General features: G+C 66.7%; 18 protein-coding genes and 1 pseudogene. 10 read left to right on the top strand and 9 right to left on the bottom strand.

The annotated features are described in order from the left end of the window. Positions 1-51: 51 nt before the first annotated feature. Entirely contained in the window at positions 52-837 is a 786-nt protein-coding gene (gene xth / locus TY51_RS11280; RefSeq protein WP_042249721.1) for an exodeoxyribonuclease III, read from the top strand. Positions 838-848: 11 nt separating this feature from the next. Here the strand turns inward: xth and TY51_RS11275 are convergent, their stop codons facing one another. Further along, the gene (locus tag TY51_RS11275; protein ID WP_042249718.1) at positions 849-1,736 is read right to left on the bottom strand and encodes a cation diffusion facilitator family transporter; all 888 of its coding nucleotides are present in this window, start codon (positions 1,734-1,736) and stop codon (positions 849-851) included. 283 nt (positions 1,737-2,019) lie between these two features. On the opposite strand from TY51_RS11275, the gene TY51_RS11270 reads away from it, so the two are divergent. Next, positions 2,020-3,186 (top strand): choline transporter, encoded by a 1,167-nt coding sequence (locus TY51_RS11270; RefSeq protein ID WP_042249717.1) that lies wholly within the window; start codon positions 2,020-2,022, stop codon positions 3,184-3,186. A 7-nt stretch (positions 3,187-3,193) separates the two neighbouring features. Here the strand turns inward: TY51_RS11270 and TY51_RS11265 are convergent, their stop codons facing one another. Both TY51_RS11265 and TY51_RS11260 read right to left on the bottom strand, forming a co-directional pair. Next, entirely contained in the window at positions 3,194-3,526 is a 333-nt protein-coding gene (locus tag TY51_RS11265; protein WP_042249714.1) for a hypothetical protein, read from the bottom strand. Positions 3,527-3,656: 130 nt separating this feature from the next. Then, a pseudogene (locus tag TY51_RS11260) lies at positions 3,657-5,512 on the bottom strand (extracellular solute-binding protein). Between the two features lie 243 nt (positions 5,513-5,755). Here TY51_RS11260 and TY51_RS11255 point away from each other — a divergent pair. Then, positions 5,756-6,538, top strand: coding sequence for a 3-hydroxybutyrate dehydrogenase (locus TY51_RS11255; protein WP_042249711.1), 783 nt, complete (start codon positions 5,756-5,758; stop codon positions 6,536-6,538). A 186-nt stretch (positions 6,539-6,724) separates the two neighbouring features. On the opposite strand, the gene TY51_RS11250 is transcribed toward TY51_RS11255, so the two are convergent. Together TY51_RS11250 and TY51_RS11245 are read right to left on the bottom strand one after the other, a co-directional pair. Further along, positions 6,725-7,102, bottom strand: coding sequence for a host attachment protein (locus TY51_RS11250; RefSeq protein WP_052650073.1), 378 nt, complete (start codon positions 7,100-7,102; stop codon positions 6,725-6,727). A 53-nt stretch (positions 7,103-7,155) separates the two neighbouring features. Further along, positions 7,156-8,358, bottom strand: coding sequence for a pyridoxal phosphate-dependent aminotransferase (locus TY51_RS11245; protein ID WP_042249704.1), 1,203 nt, complete (start codon positions 8,356-8,358; stop codon positions 7,156-7,158). An 81-nt stretch (positions 8,359-8,439) separates the two neighbouring features. Between TY51_RS11245 and TY51_RS11240 the strand changes: the two genes are divergently transcribed. The 3 genes from TY51_RS11240 to TY51_RS11230 all read left to right on the top strand — a co-directional run bounded on the left by TY51_RS11240 (position 8,440) and on the right by TY51_RS11230 (position 9,714). Beyond that, complete coding sequence (locus TY51_RS11240) at positions 8,440-8,787, top strand: helix-turn-helix transcriptional regulator (protein WP_042249702.1); 348 nt, start codon at positions 8,440-8,442, stop codon at positions 8,785-8,787. Further along, positions 8,780-9,082 (top strand): succinate dehydrogenase assembly factor 2, encoded by a 303-nt coding sequence (locus tag TY51_RS11235; RefSeq protein WP_042249701.1) that lies wholly within the window; start codon positions 8,780-8,782, stop codon positions 9,080-9,082. Before TY51_RS11240 ends, TY51_RS11235 begins: the two co-directional genes overlap by 8 nt. A 176-nt stretch (positions 9,083-9,258) precedes the next feature. Continuing rightward, positions 9,259-9,714 (top strand): MarR family winged helix-turn-helix transcriptional regulator, encoded by a 456-nt coding sequence (locus TY51_RS11230; RefSeq protein ID WP_127899388.1) that lies wholly within the window; start codon positions 9,259-9,261, stop codon positions 9,712-9,714. Between the two features lie 45 nt (positions 9,715-9,759). Here TY51_RS11230 and TY51_RS11225 read toward each other — a convergent pair whose 3' ends face one another. Next, entirely contained in the window at positions 9,760-10,188 is a 429-nt protein-coding gene (locus tag TY51_RS11225; RefSeq protein WP_042249696.1) for a VOC family protein, read from the bottom strand. 135 nt (positions 10,189-10,323) lie between these two features. Here TY51_RS11225 and thyX point away from each other — a divergent pair, with 135 nt between their 5' ends. Then, on the top strand, positions 10,324-11,229 hold the full coding sequence (gene thyX, locus TY51_RS11220) for an FAD-dependent thymidylate synthase (protein ID WP_042249694.1): 906 nt from the start codon (positions 10,324-10,326) through the stop codon (positions 11,227-11,229). A gap of 33 nt (positions 11,230-11,262) precedes the next feature. Here the strand turns inward: thyX and TY51_RS11215 are convergent, their stop codons facing one another. Beyond that, entirely contained in the window at positions 11,263-11,979 is a 717-nt protein-coding gene (locus tag TY51_RS11215; RefSeq protein WP_081994915.1) for a calcium-binding protein, read from the bottom strand. Positions 11,980-12,112: 133 nt separating this feature from the next. Here TY51_RS11215 and TY51_RS11210 point away from each other — a divergent pair, with 133 nt between their 5' ends. The 3 genes from TY51_RS11210 to TY51_RS11200 are packed head-to-tail and all read left to right on the top strand — an operon-like array spanning position 12,113 to position 14,420. Continuing rightward, positions 12,113-12,418, top strand: coding sequence for a PepSY domain-containing protein (locus TY51_RS11210; protein ID WP_052650070.1), 306 nt, complete (start codon positions 12,113-12,115; stop codon positions 12,416-12,418). After that, the gene (locus tag TY51_RS11205) at positions 12,418-13,080 is read left to right on the top strand and encodes a response regulator transcription factor (RefSeq protein WP_042249692.1); all 663 of its coding nucleotides are present in this window, start codon (positions 12,418-12,420) and stop codon (positions 13,078-13,080) included. Before TY51_RS11210 ends, TY51_RS11205 begins: the two co-directional genes overlap by 1 nt. After that, entirely contained in the window at positions 13,077-14,420 is a 1,344-nt protein-coding gene (locus tag TY51_RS11200) for a HAMP domain-containing sensor histidine kinase (protein WP_042249689.1), read from the top strand. The genes TY51_RS11205 and TY51_RS11200 overlap by 4 nt, the downstream gene beginning before the upstream one ends. Positions 14,421-14,423: 3 nt before the next feature. On the opposite strand, the gene TY51_RS11195 is transcribed toward TY51_RS11200, so the two are convergent. Then, positions 14,424-14,837 (bottom strand): VOC family protein, encoded by a 414-nt coding sequence (locus TY51_RS11195; RefSeq protein ID WP_042249686.1) that lies wholly within the window; start codon positions 14,835-14,837, stop codon positions 14,424-14,426. A 55-nt stretch (positions 14,838-14,892) separates the two neighbouring features. Further along, a partial coding sequence (locus TY51_RS11190) for a glycosyltransferase (RefSeq protein WP_042249684.1) occupies positions 14,893-15,614 on the bottom strand: 722 nt, incomplete at its 5' end.

The raw sequence follows: 15,614 nt of genomic DNA, 5'->3' as shown, positions 1-15,614 counted from the left end.
CCCTTGCGGTTCGTGTTGCCAAACGCGCGGGCGGCGCTAAAGATGCCGGCCATGAAAATCGCAAGCTTCAACATCAATGGCGTCAAGGCCCGCGTGCAGGCGCTGACCGACTGGCTGGCCGCGACCGACGCCGATCTGGTCGTGCTGCAGGAAATCAAGTCCGTGGACGAGGGTTTCCCGCGCGAGCATTTCCAGGACCTGGGCTGGCAGGTGGAAACCCACGGCCAGAAGGGCTTCAACGGCGTGGCGATCCTGTCGCGGCTTCCGCTGGAGGACGTGACCCGCGGCCTGCCCGGCGACGATGCCGACGAACAGGCCCGCTATATCGAGGCGACGGTGGTCGGCACCCATGCGGTGCGCATCGCCGGGCTGTACCTGCCCAACGGCAACCCCGCGCCGGGGCCGAAATACGACTACAAGCTGGCTTGGATGGAGCGCCTGCGCCTGCGCGCGGCGGAGTTGCTGGCGTCGGAGATGCCGGTCGTGATGCTGGGCGACTACAACATCATTCCCGAACCCCGCGACGCCGCCCATCCCGACCGCTGGACCGAGGACGCGCTGTTCCTGCCGCAAAGCCGGGCGGCGTTCCGGGCCATCGTGAACCAGGGCTGGACAGACGCGGTGCGCATTCGCGACCCGTGGGCCACGCGGGGACCGTTCACCTTCTGGGACTATCAGGCAGGGGCGTGGGAGCGTGACAACGGCATCCGCATCGATCACCTGCTGCTGTCGCCGCAGGCGGCCGACCTGATGATCGAGACGGGCGTGGACCGCGACGCGCGGGCCGGCGAAAAGCCAAGCGACCATGTCCCGGTCTGGGTGCGGCTGGCAGCCTGAGGTCGGGCCGCCTAGATCACCAGCACGCCGGAATGCTTGGCCTTGTGTTCCGGTTCGACATGGATGGTCACCTGCGATTCGGGCAGGGTGGCCTTGATGCTGGCCTCGATCCGGTCGCAGATCTCGTGGGCGTCCGACACCGTCGTCCGGCCGTCCACCACCAGATGGAAATCGATGAAGGTCACCGCCCCCGCATGACGCGTGCGTAGGTCATGAGCCTCTAGGGCGCCGCTGGCCTTGTCCGAAATGATGTCGCGGATCGTCACCAAGGTCTTTTCGGGCACCGCCTCGTCCAGCAGGCCGGACACGGATGAGGCCATGACCTTCCAGCCCGACCACAGGATGTTGACGCCCACCAGCATCGCCAGCGCCGGGTCCAGGATCGACCAGCCGGTCGCGACCGCCAGGCCCACACCCAGCAGGACGCCGCCCGACGAAATCACGTCGGTCAGCAGGTGCTTGCCATCCGCGACCAAGGCGGGCGACCGCAGCCGCCGTCCCTGACGGATCAGGACGCTGCACCAGATCGCGTTCAGCACCCCGGCGCCCGCGTTGATGGCCATGCCCAGGCCGGCGGCCTGGATCTCTCGCGGGTTCTGGAAGGCGTGCCACGCCTCGCGCAGGATCAGCAGGGCGGCGACGATGATCAGCACCCCCTCCAGCACGGCGCTGAGGAACTCGGCCTTGTGGTGGCCATAGGGATGCGCCTGGTCCGCCGGACGCTGTGCCACGGAAATGGCCACCAGCGCCGCGACCGCCGTCGCCACGTTGACGATGCTTTCCAGCGCGTCGGACAGCAGCGCCACCGATCCGGTCACGTGCCAGGCAAGGGCCTTCAGCCCAAGCACGATCACGCCGACAAAGATGCTGCCGACGGCGATTTTCAGGCTGCTGGACATCAGGTCGTCCCCTTGGCCATGGACGGGATGGGTATGTGGGGCAGCATGTCGCAGATGCGTCCTGAAATCTCAAGCCACGGTTGCAGCCATTTGCACGCAATAGGCGTTCCGGTGCCGGAATATCGTTTGGGGTAATTCTTGATTGACCGGTCACTCAATATAAAGCATCCTTAGGGGATCAAACAAACATGCAGCCCCAGGCTGCGATCACTGCGGGCAGCCGGTATTTTTCCCGGCTGCCGAACCGACCTGATGATTTACCAGACGAAGGAGGATTGCGCGAATGACGCCGATCATCACTGTCGCCTATCTCAGCGTGCTGGCCTGCGCGCTGTTCGTCCTGATCCGCTGGCCCCGCCTGCGGCTGCAGGGCGAAGAGCCCGTCGGCCTGTTCACCCTGATCGCCCTGCTGTTCACCGCCGGACTGGACATGGGTCTGGTCATGCTGCCGCTGGCGGAATTCCCGATCTATGAGGAGGACCCGGCCTTCGGCTTTACCAACGCCTTGGCCGTGGAATTCGGCATGTGGGGGCCGCTGGTCTGGCTGATGTATTTCGTGGCCACGTTCTATTTCATCGCGATCGAGCCGCGGCTGCAGTTGTTCCAGATCCCCGTGGTCAAATGGATCTACAACCTGACGGTCATCGCGACCTGTTCCTTCACCTGCTATCTGTTCATGTCGAACCTGCCCACCTATGCCCCGGACCTGCCGCAGGGCGCGGTCTGGGCACTGGTCGTGGTGGTGATCGCCACCGCGGTCGTGTCCAGCGGCAACATGGCGGTGATGAAATGGCTGGCGATCCTGTCCAGCTATGGGTTCGGCATGCTGGCCTTTACCGCGCTGGCGATGATCGCCTTTGTCTACAGCCGGGTGGGGATGGGCGATTTCTTTGACAGCGTGGGCCTGTTGGGCGGGTATTTCGCGCATCTGCCGCGCTTTGCCACGCCCATCGCGGATTATCACGAATTCTACCTGTTCTGGTGGTTCGCCTGGTCGATCATGATCGGCCAGTTCGTCGCGCGCTTTGTCGGCGGGCTGCAGGTCTGGCAGCTGGCATTGGCGATGGTGGCGTTGCCCGCCATTCCCCTGGGGCTGTGGTTCAGCGTGCTGTTCGTCTATCATCAGGGCGGGATCGTGATCCCGGGCTGGCTTAACTGGTTCATGATCGCGGTGGGCGTGGTGTTCGTCGTGAACTCGCTCGACAGCTTGATCCGGCTGTATTCGACGAACCTGAACTGGTCGAGGGAGACCCTGGGCGATCGCCGCTATTACCCGCTGCATTTCCTGCTGCAACTGGGGCTGGTCGGGGCCTATGTCTTCACCCCGTTCGAGATCCAGTGGGTCGGGCTGATCGTCGCCGGGCTGTACGGGGCGATCTATGTGCTGCTGGCGCGGCACATCGGCAAGCTGGGCGGCATCGGCCGCCCTGCCGCCGGACAGGGGGGCTGACGCCCCCTCAGTCGTTCTTGTCGCTGTCGTCGTCGCCGAACCGGGCGTCGTCGGAAAACTCGTCCTCGCCCTCGTTCACGAACTTGGAGGACAGCGCGATCGAGTGGTTGTCATGGATCGGGTCCATCACGACGTCCGACGGAATCTCTCCGACCAGCCATTCGCGCAGCTCCTCGCGGATCTCGGCGGGCTCCTGGCCGGTCACCTCGACCAGATAGGCGACGAAGGCGCGCTGGTCGCCGTCGATCTCGTCCAGCTCGGTGTCCTCGGCCTCGGGCCACTTGTCGATGATCGCTTCATAGAAGGCCGCCCAGTTTTCCTGAACATGGTGCCACTTCATCAATAACCTCCTGTCGGAAGGCTGCCCTGGAACCAGCGCGCCGTCCCTGTAATGTCCTCGCCGACACCGGCGACGGTGTTGCAACCGGCCAGCATCGTGCAAGCCGCTACTGTAACCCAAAACATCCGCATCAGTTCGTCTCCTGCCACCAGACTTCGGGCAGAAAGCCCGGCCAGTCCCCGTACATGGGTATTTCCTCAGGGTATTTCAGATCCGCGGCATGGGCCAGCCGCGAGATCGGCGAAAAACTGACCGGGATCACGTAACGCCCCGCGGTCAGCACCCGGTCCAGCGCCTGAACGGCCGCGGTAAAGTCCTCGGCCGTGTCGGCGGCGACCATCGCGTCGATCATCGCCTCGGCGGCGGGGCTGTCGATGCCCATCCAGTTGCGGCTGCCGGGCGTGGTCACGCCGTCGCGGCCCCAGTACAGCCGCTGTTCGCTGCCCGGCGACAGCGACAGCCCGCGTTCGTACCACGTCATGTCGAACTGATAGTTGTTCGTGCGTTCGATGTACTGCGCCGAATCCAGCAGGGTGATGCGCGGCGTGATGCCCAAGGGGCGCAGCGCCTCGACATAGATGTTCACGATCTGCTGAACCTCGGAGCCGCTGCGCATTGCAGTGCCGTTCTGGTTCAGCAGAATCTCGAAGGCGAAGGGCTGGCCCTGCGCGTTCCGCAGCTGACCGTCCTGCACCGTCCAGCCGGCCTCCTCCATCAAGGCCATCGCCCTGCGCACGCCGGCGCGGTCCATGGCGCGGTCCGACCTTCGGGAAGGGCATAGCCGTCCATCGTGCCGGGCGGCAGATCGGCGGCGAAAGGCGCCAGCAGGTCGGCGACGCGGCCCGTCGCGGGCCCGTCCTCCATCGCCAGCACCGAGTTCGAGAAATAGGACGTGATCCGCGGATCGGCACCGCCGTTCAAGGTCTGGTTGATGAAGCGGAAATTGAACATCTCGATCAGGGCCTGGCGCACGCGCCAGTCGGCGAATGCCGGGTTTCGGCTGTTCATTACCAGGCCAACGATCCCGGAGGGGCGTTCGTTGGGGATTTCGGCCTGCACCGCGCGGCCGTCGGTCATCAGCGGAAACCCGTATTCGCCGGCCCATTTCTGCGCCGACAGTTCCCGCCACACGGTCACCGCGCCGGCCTTGAACGCCTCGAACATGGCATTGGCATCGGCGAAATAGTCATAGCGGATGACGTCGAAATTGTTCACCCCCGCCATCAGCGGCAGGTCGCGACCCCAATAGTCGGGATTGCGGCGAAAGCTGATCGACCGCCCCGGCTCGACCTGATCGACGACATAGGCGCCGCTGCCGATCGGTGCCTCCAGCGAGGATGTGGTGAAATCCTGCCCCTCCCACTGGGCCTTCTTCAGGATCGGGCGCAGGCCCATCAACAAAGGCAGCTCTCGGTCGGGTTCGGTGAAGGTCAGCCGCACGCTGCGCGGACCCGTGGCCTCGATCCGGTCGACCCGCGACCAGGCGGCCAGATAGCGGGGATGGCCCTGCGTCCCAAGCGTTTCATAGGACCAGATCACATCGTCGACGGTCACCGGGCTGCCGTCCGAAAACCGTGCCTCCTCGCGCAGGGTGAATTCGACCCAAGCCCGGTCGGGCGCGACCTCGATCGTCTCGGCCAAGAGGCCGTACAGGCTGAACGGCTCGTCGATGGACCGCATCATCAGCGACTCCGTCACGTGGACGCCCACGCCCCATGCCGCGTTGCCCTTCAGGACCCAAGGTTTCAGGCTGTCGAACCCGCCCGGTTCCGCCATCCGAATCGTGCCGCCCTTGGGCGCATCGGGGTTGGCATAGGGCAAGTGTGCAAACCCCTGTTGCAGGGCAGGTTCTCCATAGATTGCAATGCCATGGGCGGGTTCGGCAAGGGTTGCCAGCGGCATAGATGCAACACCGCCCGTCAGGGTCAGCACACCCAAGGCGGCCCCCCTGATCGCGGATTTGTTAAGGTTTTTGAAGATTCGCATTGCCCGCCGCCCCGTCGTTTCTTGTTTGGCCGCATTATCAACAGGCTTGGCCGGCGGGCGTCAACCAAGGTGGCAAGATCGCTGTTGGACTCGGGCTGTTCCTCGCGTATAAATAAATCACTGCTCGATAGGTTTCTTGCCTGTATGAAACCTGCCTCATAACTTGCGCCCGCCTTGTGCGGGCGTTTTTTTGCCCATGCTGCACCTGCAAACCGCCCCCCGTGGGCCGTCAAGGAGCAGCCGATGTTCGAGAAATTCCTCAAGGGCAAGACCGCCGTCGTCACCGGGTCCAATTCCGGCATCGGGCTGGGCGTGGCCGACCGACTGGCCCGGGCAGGGGCCGACGTGGTGCTGAACAGCTTCAGCGACACGGCCGAGGATCACGCGCTGGCCGACAGGATGGCCCGCGAGCATGGGGTGACGGTCCGTTACATCCAGGCCGACATGTCCAAGGGCGACGACTGTCGCGCGCTGATCGAAAAGGCGGGCGCCTGCGACATCCTGGTGAACAACGCGGGCATCCAGCATGTCGCGGCGATCCCCGATTTTCCGGCCGCGAAATGGGACGCGATCATTGCGATCAACCTGTCATCGGCCTTTCACACGACCGCGGCGGCATTGCCGATGATGCGGGCGGCGGGATGGGGCAGGGTGATCAACATCGCCTCCGCGCACGGGCTGACCGCCAGTCCCTACAAGTCCGCCTATGTCGCGGCCAAGCACGGTATTGTCGGGCTGACCAAGGTGACGGGTCTGGAGACAGCGCGCGAGGCGATCACCGCCAACGCCATCTGTCCGGGCTATGTGCTGACGCCGCTGGTCGAAAGCCAGATCCCCGACACGATGGAGAAGTACGGCATGGGCCGGGACGAAGTGATCGAAAAGGTCCTGCTGGAACGCCAGCCGTCCAAGGAATTTGCAACCACCGAGCAGCTGGGCGACACTGCCGTCTTCCTGTGCAGCGATGCGGCGTCCCAGATCACCGGGACGACCATCAGCGTCGACGGAGGCTGGACCGCGCTTTGATCGCGGAACCGCACCGCGACCCGGACCGTTCCCCTCAAGCAAACGTGAGGAGAGTGTGATGAAGGGTCTTGTGGCGTGGTTTCTAGGGGTTCCGGTCGTGGTGATCGTGATCCTGTATGTGCTTGGCATCTTCTGATGCAAAAGGGCGCCCCGCGACGCGGGGCGCCCTTTGTCTATCCGGCAGGATCAGGACAGGCTGTTCTGGATCGTCTGAAGGTCGGAATTCGTCAGCGTCTTGGCGACCTCCTTGCGCAGGCGCAGCTGCAGCTCCTTGTGATAATGCTTGCGCATCACGCCAAGGGTCGAGGGGTCGGCGATGATCGCGATGTCATCGAACTTGTTCTTGAGCACCAGCGCGTTCAGATGACGCGCCAGCTGCGCCGCGAACGTCGCCTCTTCGTCATCCTTGGGAGAGCCTTCGTCGATCTGCGCGCCGTCGCCTGCCAGGCTTTCCTGGGTGACCTTGTTGGTTTCCGACAGCTCCAGCCCGGATTTGGCGGTGTTGCGGAACAGGGTCGCGGAATGGCCGTCGGCAACGACGACCAGGGCATTGTGGGGCAGCATGTTCAGCTCCTTCTTGCGTTCGCTTTACCAAGGTCAACGCAAGGCGGGTCGTGTCAGTTGCAGCCCTCGCAAAAGCGGCGGATGCGTGCCACCGCGTCCGACAGCACGTCGTCGCCGGTGGCGTACGAGATGCGGAAATGCGGCGACAGCCCGAACGCCGCGCCAAAGACCACCGCGACCCCGGTTTCGTCCAGCAGGGCATTCGCGAATGCCTCGTCGCTGTCGATCAGGGTGCCGGCGGCGCTGGTCCGGCCGATCAGCCCCGCCATCGACGGATAGACATAGAACGCGCCCTGCGGCACCGGGCAGTCCAGCCCCGGACATTCGTTCAGCCCCGCCACGACCAGGTCGCGCCGCCGCTGGAACACCGCGCGGCTGTCGGTGATGTAATCCTGCGGCCCGGTCAGCGCGGCCTCGGCGGCGTATTGGCTGATCGAGCAGGGGTTCGAGGTGGATTGCGACTGCAGCTTGGCCATCGCCTTGATCAGCGGTTCGGGACCGGCCCCATATCCGATGCGCCAGCCGGTCATGGCATAGGACTTGCTGACCCCGTTCATGGTCAGCACGCGGTCCTTCAGCCGGGGTTCGACCTGCGCGGGGGTGCAGAATTCGAACCCGTCGAAGACCAGATGTTCATAGATGTCGTCGGCCAGAACCCAGACCTGCGGATGGCGCAGCAGCACATCGCACAGCGCCGCCATCTGCGCCCGGTCATAGCCCGCGCCCGAGGGGTTCGACGGCGAGTTCAGGATCAGCCACTTCGTCCGCGGGGTGATCGCGGCCTCCAGCGCGTCGGGGGTCAGGCGGAACCCGGCCGCCTGGTCGCATTCGACGACGACCGGGCGGCCGCCCGCCAGCAGGACCATGTCGGGATAGCTGACCCAGTAGGGGGCCGGCACGATCACCTCGTCGCCGTCGTCCAGCGTGGCCATCAGCGCGTTGTACAGGATCTGCTTGCCGCCGGTGCCGACGGTGATCTGGGTCGTGGCGTAATCCAGCCCGTTCTCGCGCGCGAACTTGTCGGCGATGGCGCGTTTCAGCGACGGCGTGCCGTCCACGGCTGTATAGCGGGTATGGCCCGCGTCGATCGCGGCCTTTGCCGCGTCGCGCACGTTCAGCGGCGTGTCGAAATCGGGTTCTCCGGCGGACAGGCTGATGATGTCGCGCCCCTGCGCGCGCAGATCCGCCGCGCGGGTCGTCATCGCGATGGTGGGCGAGGGTTTGATGCGGGCCAGCCGGTCCGAGATGAACGCCATGAGACACCTTGCTGCTGTCGGTTTGAACTGTCGGCCCGCATGGCATACGCTGCGCCGCACGGCCTCACAAGGACGAGAGAGATGATCGACAGCTATGCCGAACCGGTGGCGACCCTTGGCGACCGCCTGACAGCCGCGCGCGAGGGCGCGGGTCTGGACATTGCCGCGATGGCCGACGCCCTTGGCCTGCGCCCCGAGACGCTGGAGGGGTGGGAGGTCGATCAGGCCGAGCCGACGGCCAGCCTGATGGGACGGATCGCCACGGTCACCGGTGTCTCGCCGGTTTGGCTGTTGACGGGGCAGGGTGCGGGACCGCAAGACGCAAGCGCGGGGGCGGCCCTGCGCGCCGAGCTGGCCGACCTGCGCCGCCTGCTGGCCGAGGCCGCCGCCCGCGTGGACCGTCTGGAAGAGGCACTGTCGCATGGCTGAAACGCTGGAAACCCCCGAACACCGCCTGAAGCGCCTGCACATGCGCAGCTGGCGTCGCGGCATGAAGGAGATGGACCTGATTCTGGGCCGCTTTGCCGACGACTGCCTGACGGCGCTGTCAGGCCCCGATCTGGACCTGTACGAACGCATGTTGGCCGAGAACGATCAGGACCTGTACCTGTGGGTCACCGCGCGCATCGGCGACGGCCCCGCGCGCGAGGCGCCGCAGATGCTGGTGCCGATGCTGGATCGAATCGCGCAGCACGCCGCGACCCGGTTCGCGGCCGATCGCTAAAAATTTCGGCATTCCTGGCGCGGGAACGGGCGGCAATTAACCGAAGATTGTCTTTTGTCTGTCATTTAGTCTTCATGACGAACAGGACAGGACATCCCGAACCCATGCTTGCCCCTGCACCCCGCGAACAGCATCCGACAGTCGATCCCACGGCCCTGGACGTGCCCCTGTCGGAGATGACCGACGCCTATCTGGAATCCCTGCAACTGCTGGAGCGGATGCACCGGCTGATGCTGGATCTGGTCAAGGACGAATTCGAACGCCTGCACCGGGGCGATCTGACCCCGGTCCAGGCCATGATCCTGTACAACTTGGGCGAGGCCGAGGTGTCCGCCGGAGAGCTGCGGTCCCGCGGCATGTATCAGGGCTCGAACGTCAGCTATAACCTCAAGAAGCTGGTTGCGATGGGCTATGTCCACCACGAGCGCTGCGACATGGACCGCCGGTCGGTCCGGGTGCGCCTGACGGCCGAAGGTCAGGCGGTGCGCGATCTGGTGCAACGCCTGTTCATCCGCCACGCCGAAGGCCTGGCCATGTCAGGCGTGCTGGAGGATCCGCCGCTGGATCAGGTGAACCTGCAATGCCGGCGCATAGAGCGGTTCTGGACCGAGCAGATCCGCTATATCTATTGAATTGAACCCGGCCCTGCGGGGCCGGGTGTTCCTTTTCGTGGCGCCTTACCAGCTGCCGGTGTTTTCCATGCTGGCCCACGGCTCCTGCGGGGGCAGGTGGTCGCCTTCCTGCAGCAGTTCGATCGACACGTTGTCGGGGCTGCGCACGAAGGCCATGTGCCCGTCGCGCGGGGGGCGGTTGATCGTGACGCCGGCGTCTTGCAGCTTCTGGCACATCTCGTAGATGTTTCCGACACGGTAGGCGAGGTGGCCGAAATGGCGGCTGTCCGAAGGAAGGCCGTCATCGCCGTCCCAGTTATGGGTCAGTTCGACCGGGCATTCCGGCTGGCCCGGGGGCGCCATGAACACCAGGCTGAAGCGGCCCTTGTCATTGTCGATGCGGCGCGTTTCCTCCAGCCCCAGCAGGCGGAAGAAGTCCATCGTCTTGTCCAGGTCCTTCACGCGGACCATCGTGTGCAGATAGCGGATGTTCATGGGGTCTCCTTTAACGGTTGCGGCGAGGGTGACATGGTCATTCCCACTGTGCAACGCCACCCACGGTGGGCGGTTGCCGCAGGCGCGATCTTGACTTAGGAGAAAGGCCACCGAACTGCCCGAGAGGACTCTGCCATGCCCCTGACACCCGAACAGCAGGCCGAGATCGACAGCCAGCGCGCGACGCCCCGCCAGACGCTGCGCGCCGTGTCCGAGGGGATGGAGAACCACCTGTACGTGGCCCATCAGGTCCTGGATCACGGGCTGGTGCGGGTCATCGACTATATGGGCGACGATGCGGCGATCTGTCAGGCGGCACGCGTCAGCTATGGCAAGGGCACCAAGTCGGTCCAGAACGACGAGGGGCTGATCCGCTATCTGATGCGGCACTGGCACTCGACCCCGTTCGAGATGTGCGAGGTCAAGTTCCACGTCAAGCTGCCGGTCTTCGTGGCCCGCCAGTGGATCCGCCACCGCACCGCCAACGTGAACGAATATTCGGGCCGCTATTCGATCCTGGACCGGGAGTTCTATATCCCCGCGCCGGAACATCTGGCCGCGCAGTCGTCGCAGAACAACCAGGGTCGGGGCGAGGTGCTGCAGGGCGACGAGGCGCAGCGCGTGCTGGACCTGCTGCGCGAGGATGCAATGCGCAGCTATGACAGCTATGAATCCATGCTGAGCCAGGACGGTCAGAAGGGTCTGGCGCGCGAACTGGCGCGCATGAACCTGCCCGCCAACATCTATACCCAGTGGTACTGGAAGGTGGATCTGCACAATCTGCTGCATTTCCTGCGCCTGCGCGCCGACAGCCACGCCCAGTTCGAAATCCGGGCCTATGCCGACATCATGTGCGACATCACCCGCGACTGGGTGCCCGCGGCGTTCGGCGCGTTCCAGGATTACCGGATGAATGCCGTGAACCTCTCGGCGCAGGCTGCCGATGCGCTGCGGCGCCGTCTGGCCGGCGAGGTCGTGACACAGGAGAACGCCGGCATGGGCGCCCGCGAATGGCGCGAGTTCCAGGCGGTCTGGGGCTGAAACTGGGGGCGCGTCACGCGCCCCCGTCCCGGTTCAGAACGTGAAGTCGTTCAGGTCCAGGTTCGCGCGGTTGAAATCCTCCAGCACGATCACAGTCGACGGGTTGATCGTCAGGATCGTGTCGCCGCCCTGCTGCACGGCGCCGTTGATGGCGCGCTGGACCTGACCGCGGTCCAGGTCGTCGATCTCGATCCGGTCGAGGCCGTTCTGGAAATCGACGATGCGGTCACGCCCGTCGCCCAGGTCGAATTCGAACCGGTCCGCGCCGATGCCGCCCGACAGGATGTCGTTGCCGCGCCCGCCGTCCAGCGTGTCGTTGCCCTGGTTTCCCTGCAGGGTGTCGCTGCCGTCGTCGCCCTCGAGCTCGTCATTGCCCTCGTTGCCGAACAGGCGGTCGTTGCCGCCGTCGCCTTCCAGGTCGTCATTGCCCAGGCCCCCGTGCAGCACGTCGTTGCCCTGATTCCCCTCCAGGTCATCGTCGCCGCGGCCGCCGAACAGCGTGTCAGAGCCGAAGCCGCCCCACAGGTCGTCATCGCCGTCATCGCCGCGCAGCAAGTCGTTGCCCGCACCGCCCCACAGGCTGTCATTGCCCATGCCGCCGTTCAGCACGTCGTTGCCGTTCTCGCCCCAGATGCGGTCGGAGCCGCGGTTGCCGTTCAGGACGTCGTTGCCGTCGCGGCCATAGATCAGGTCTGCGAGCGGGCTGCCGTTGATCCGGTCCGCACCCGAGGTGCCGTTGTAACGTGCCATTCAAGCGATCCTTTCGTGATGTCGGCCACCCATCCGGCGGCCCTGTGCGAATCGCGATACCACAGGCCCGCTGACAGCCGACTGACGCGCACTGTCAGCGGGCTGTCAGCGGGGCGGTGCTAGGACGCGGACCATGAACGCATGCACCGCTGGCCTGATGTTGATCCTGCTGCCGCTGACGCTGGCAGCCCAGCCTGTGGCCCCAGACTATGAAACCGCCCGCCAAGCCGTCGGCCGTGGCGACATGATGCCGCTGGAGCAGATCCTGGCCCGGATCGAGGCGCGCCATCCCGGCCGCATCGTCGAGGTCGAACTGGAAGACGAGAACGGCCTGTGGCTGTATGAGATCGAGGTGCTGACCCCCGAGGGTCGCCTCATCGAGCTGGAGCTGGACGCCCGCACCGGCGCGATCCTGGGATACGAGGAAGACGACGACTGATGCGCGCCCTTGTGGTCGAGGATGACAGCCGGATCGCCGCCGATCTGGGACGGGCGCTGACCGCGGCCGGGTTTCGTGTGGACGGCACTGCGTCGGGGCAGGACGCGTGGTTCCGCGGCGGGACCGAGGGGTACGACCTGATCGTGCTGGACCTGGGCCTGCCCGACCTGGACGGGCTGACCGTGCTGAAACGCTGGCGGGCCGAGGGGTGCGATTCGCCCGTGCTGATCCTGACCGCACGCGGGGCCTGGACCGAACGGGTCGAGGGGATCGAGGCCGGCGCCGACGATTACCTGCCCAAGCCGTTCCGCATGGAGGAACTGGTGGCCCGCGCCCGCGCCCTTGTGCGCCGCGCCGGGGGGCGCGCCGAGCCGCGGATCGAGGCGGGCCGCCTGACCGTCGATCTGAACCGCATGTCGGCGCTGGTCGACGGGGTGCCGGTCGCGCTGACCCCGCTGGAATTCCGGCTGATCGCGCATCTGGCGGTCCATCGCGACCGCGTCGTGTCGCCCACCGAACTGCTGGAGCACCTGTACGGCGACGACGACGCCCGCGAGGCCAACGCGCTGGAGGCGGTCGTCGCCCGCATGCGGCGCAAGCTGGGTCCGGGCATCGTCGCCACCCGCCGCGGCTTTGGCTATCTGCTGGAGGGCTGTGCATGAGGCCCTTGTCGCTGCGCCTGCGGCTGATGCTGCTGGGCGGGGCGACGATCCTGCTGGTGATGGCGCTGTCGGTGACCATGCTGGCGGTGCTGTTCGACCGCCACGTCCAGCGCGTCGCCGTGTCCGACCTGCGCGACCGGGCGCTGGTCCTGCTGTCGGTGATCGAACCGGGCACGCCCCCGCAGATGCGCGACCAGCCCCGCAACCCGTCCTGGCAGCGGCCGTTCTCGGGGCATTACTGGCAGGTATGGCTGGATGGCCAGCCGCTGCGGTCGCGGTCGCTGTGGGACGTGACGCTGCCGGTGCCGCCCGATCCGCCACCGCCGGGCGAAGGGCGGGTCCTGCGCCTGGCGGGGCCGGCGAATCAAAGCCTGTTGGCGCTGGATCAGCAGGTCCTGATCGGGCAGGGCGCGACCGCGGTCCCCATCCGTCTGCTGGTGGCAGAGGACATGGAGGACGCAGCGCAGGCCCGCGCGGCCTTTCTGCGCGATCTGGTGCCGTGGCTGGCGGGTCTGGCGGCGTTGCTGCTGGCGGCGTCGTTCGTGCAGGTGACGCTTGGCCTGCGCCCGCTGGCACAGGTCGGCGCGCATCTGCGCGGGCTTGCACAGGGGCGCAGGCGGCGTCTGGGCGACGATCTGCCGGCCGAGGTTGCGCCCCTGGCACGCCAGCTGGACCATCTGCTGGACGATCGCGACCGCGAACTCGACCGCGCGCGCCACCGGGCCGGCGATCTGGCGCACGGGTTCAAGACGCCGCTGCAGGCGCTGCTGGGCGATGCCGAGGCGCTGCGCGATCAGGGGCGGACCGAACAGGCCGACAGCATCGAACATGTCGTCACCGTCATGCGCCGTCATGTCGACCGCGAACTGGCGCGCGCGCGCATCCGCACCGACGCCGCGCAGGCCCGCGCGCATCCCGCGCCGGTCGTGGCGCGGCTGGTGCAGGTGTTGCGGCGAACGCCCGCGGGGGCGGGGCTGGACTGGCAGGTCGACCTGCCGCAGGCGGTCGCGCTGCGCATCGATCCCGATGACCTGACCGAGGCCTTGGGCGCGCTGCTGGAAAACGCCGCGCGCCATGCACGGTCGCGGGTGCAGGTCGGGATGCGCGCAGATGGCGATCGGGTGGCCATCATCATTCGCGACGATGGGCCGGGCGTGCCCGACGCGGAACTGGCGCGGCTGGCGCAGCGCGGCGTGCGGCTGGACCAGGGCGGCGACGGTCACGGCATCGGTCTGGCCATCGTCACCGACATCGCCGAGGCGGCGGGCGGGCGCCTGGTGCTGACCAACACCGCGCCCGGCCTGTCTGCCGAACTGCACCTGCCGCGCCACCCCGACTGAGGGTCAGGCCGCGAACAGCCCCTCGAAATCAGCGAATCCCTTGACCTCGATCGGGTTGCCCGAGGGGTCGAAGAAGAACATCGTCCGCTGCTCTCCGGGCTGGCCCTCGAAGCGGATCTGGGGCGGGATGTCGAAGGGCACGCCCGCCGCGGCCAGCCGGTCGGCCAGCGCCAGCCAGTCGGCCAGCGGCAGCACGACCCCCAGATGCGGCATCATCACCATGTGATCGCCCACCTTGCCTGTGCGGGTGGTGGGAAAGGGCGTGCCCAGATGCAGCGACAGCTGGTGGCCGAAAAAGTCGAAATCGACCCAGGTGTCGGTGGACCGCCCCTCGGCACAGCCCAGGATGTCGCCGTAAAAGCGACGGGCCGCGTCCAGGTCGGTGACGTGGATGGCAAGGTGGAACAGGGATTTCATCGCGGCCTCCGTGGTTGCGGGGCAGTGATGCACGCGCATCGCGCGCCCCGCAAGGTCAGTCCAGCGCGTCCAGCACCGCACCCGCCAGCCGCGCGGTGTCCGACCAGGCGGGCAGTGCAACGCCGGCCCGTGCGGCGGCGGCGGCCCGTGCGGCACGGTCGGCCGGATCGGTCAGCATCTGCCGCAGCGCCTGCGACAGCGCGGGCGCGTCGTCGGGCGCGACCAGCAGGCCCGCATCGGCCGGGACCGTGCCCGGAACCGCGCCGGCGCGCGTGCTGACGATGGGCAGCCCGTGGGACAGCGCCTCGTCGAAGACGATGCCATAGCCCTCGTACCGGGTGGCCAGCGCAAAGATCGACGCCTGGGCGTACAGGTCCGCCAGACGATCCGCCTCGACCCGCCCGGCCAGTTCCAGGCGCCCGTCCAGCCCGCTGGCGGCAATCTGCGCCTGCAGGTCGGCGACATGGGCCGCGTCCCAGGGGTTGCCGACGATCACCGCCCGCCAGTCCAGATCGGCCAGCGCCGCCAGCGCGGCGATCAGCACGTCATGGCCCTTGCGCGGGTGCAGGATGCCGACCGACAGGATCAGCGGCGGGTCCTGCGGCGTGGCGCCCTGCGCCGGGCGGTCGGTGCCGGGCCGGGCGACGGTGATCCGGTCGGCCGGCACGCCATAGCGGTCGATCAGCATGTCGCGCGTATGCGGGCTGGGCACCATCACATGGCGCGCATGGGCCAGGTTCGCCCGTTCGGTCCGCCACAGATGGTCGGCCAGATCGG

This window comes from Paracoccus sp. PAMC 22219 (assembly GCF_000787695.1).
Classification (GTDB): domain Bacteria; phylum Pseudomonadota; class Alphaproteobacteria; order Rhodobacterales; family Rhodobacteraceae; genus Paracoccus.
The sequence above is the reverse complement of the archived record's forward strand: the minus strand, read 5'-3'. Positions and strand labels throughout refer to the sequence as shown.

Excerpts from the sequence above, each read along its gene's own strand:
- TY51_RS11225 (WP_042249696.1), bottom strand. The coding sequence starts at position 10,188 with ATGAACATCCGCTATCTGCACACGATGGTCCGCGTGAAGGACCTGGAC.
- TY51_RS11245 (WP_042249704.1), bottom strand. The coding sequence starts at position 8,358 with ATGGCGTTCATCTCGGACCGGCTGGCCCGCATCAAACCCTCGCCCACC.
- TY51_RS11240 (WP_042249702.1), top strand. The coding sequence starts at position 8,440 with ATGATCGACAGCTATGCCGAACCGGTGGCGACCCTTGGCGACCGCCTG.
- TY51_RS11250 (WP_052650073.1), bottom strand. The coding sequence starts at position 7,102 with ATGCTGCCCCACAATGCCCTGGTCGTCGTTGCCGACGGCCATTCCGCG.
- TY51_RS11195 (WP_042249686.1), bottom strand. The coding sequence starts at position 14,837 with ATGAAATCCCTGTTCCACCTTGCCATCCACGTCACCGACCTGGACGCG.
- TY51_RS11235 (WP_042249701.1), top strand. The coding sequence starts at position 8,780 with ATGGCTGAAACGCTGGAAACCCCCGAACACCGCCTGAAGCGCCTGCAC.
- TY51_RS11215 (WP_081994915.1), bottom strand. The coding sequence starts at position 11,979 with ATGGCACGTTACAACGGCACCTCGGGTGCGGACCGGATCAACGGCAGC.
- xth (WP_042249721.1), top strand. The coding sequence starts at position 52 with ATGAAAATCGCAAGCTTCAACATCAATGGCGTCAAGGCCCGCGTGCAG.
- TY51_RS11265 (WP_042249714.1), bottom strand. The coding sequence starts at position 3,526 with ATGAAGTGGCACCATGTTCAGGAAAACTGGGCGGCCTTCTATGAAGCG.
- TY51_RS11200 (WP_042249689.1), top strand. The coding sequence starts at position 13,077 with ATGAGGCCCTTGTCGCTGCGCCTGCGGCTGATGCTGCTGGGCGGGGCG.
- TY51_RS11230 (WP_127899388.1), top strand. The coding sequence starts at position 9,259 with ATGACCGACGCCTATCTGGAATCCCTGCAACTGCTGGAGCGGATGCAC.
- TY51_RS11210 (WP_052650070.1), top strand. The coding sequence starts at position 12,113 with ATGAACGCATGCACCGCTGGCCTGATGTTGATCCTGCTGCCGCTGACG.
- TY51_RS11275 (WP_042249718.1), bottom strand. The coding sequence starts at position 1,736 with ATGTCCAGCAGCCTGAAAATCGCCGTCGGCAGCATCTTTGTCGGCGTG.
- TY51_RS11205 (WP_042249692.1), top strand. The coding sequence starts at position 12,418 with ATGCGCGCCCTTGTGGTCGAGGATGACAGCCGGATCGCCGCCGATCTG.
- TY51_RS11255 (WP_042249711.1), top strand. The coding sequence starts at position 5,756 with ATGTTCGAGAAATTCCTCAAGGGCAAGACCGCCGTCGTCACCGGGTCC.
- thyX (WP_042249694.1), top strand. The coding sequence starts at position 10,324 with ATGCCCCTGACACCCGAACAGCAGGCCGAGATCGACAGCCAGCGCGCG.
- TY51_RS11270 (WP_042249717.1), top strand. The coding sequence starts at position 2,020 with ATGACGCCGATCATCACTGTCGCCTATCTCAGCGTGCTGGCCTGCGCG.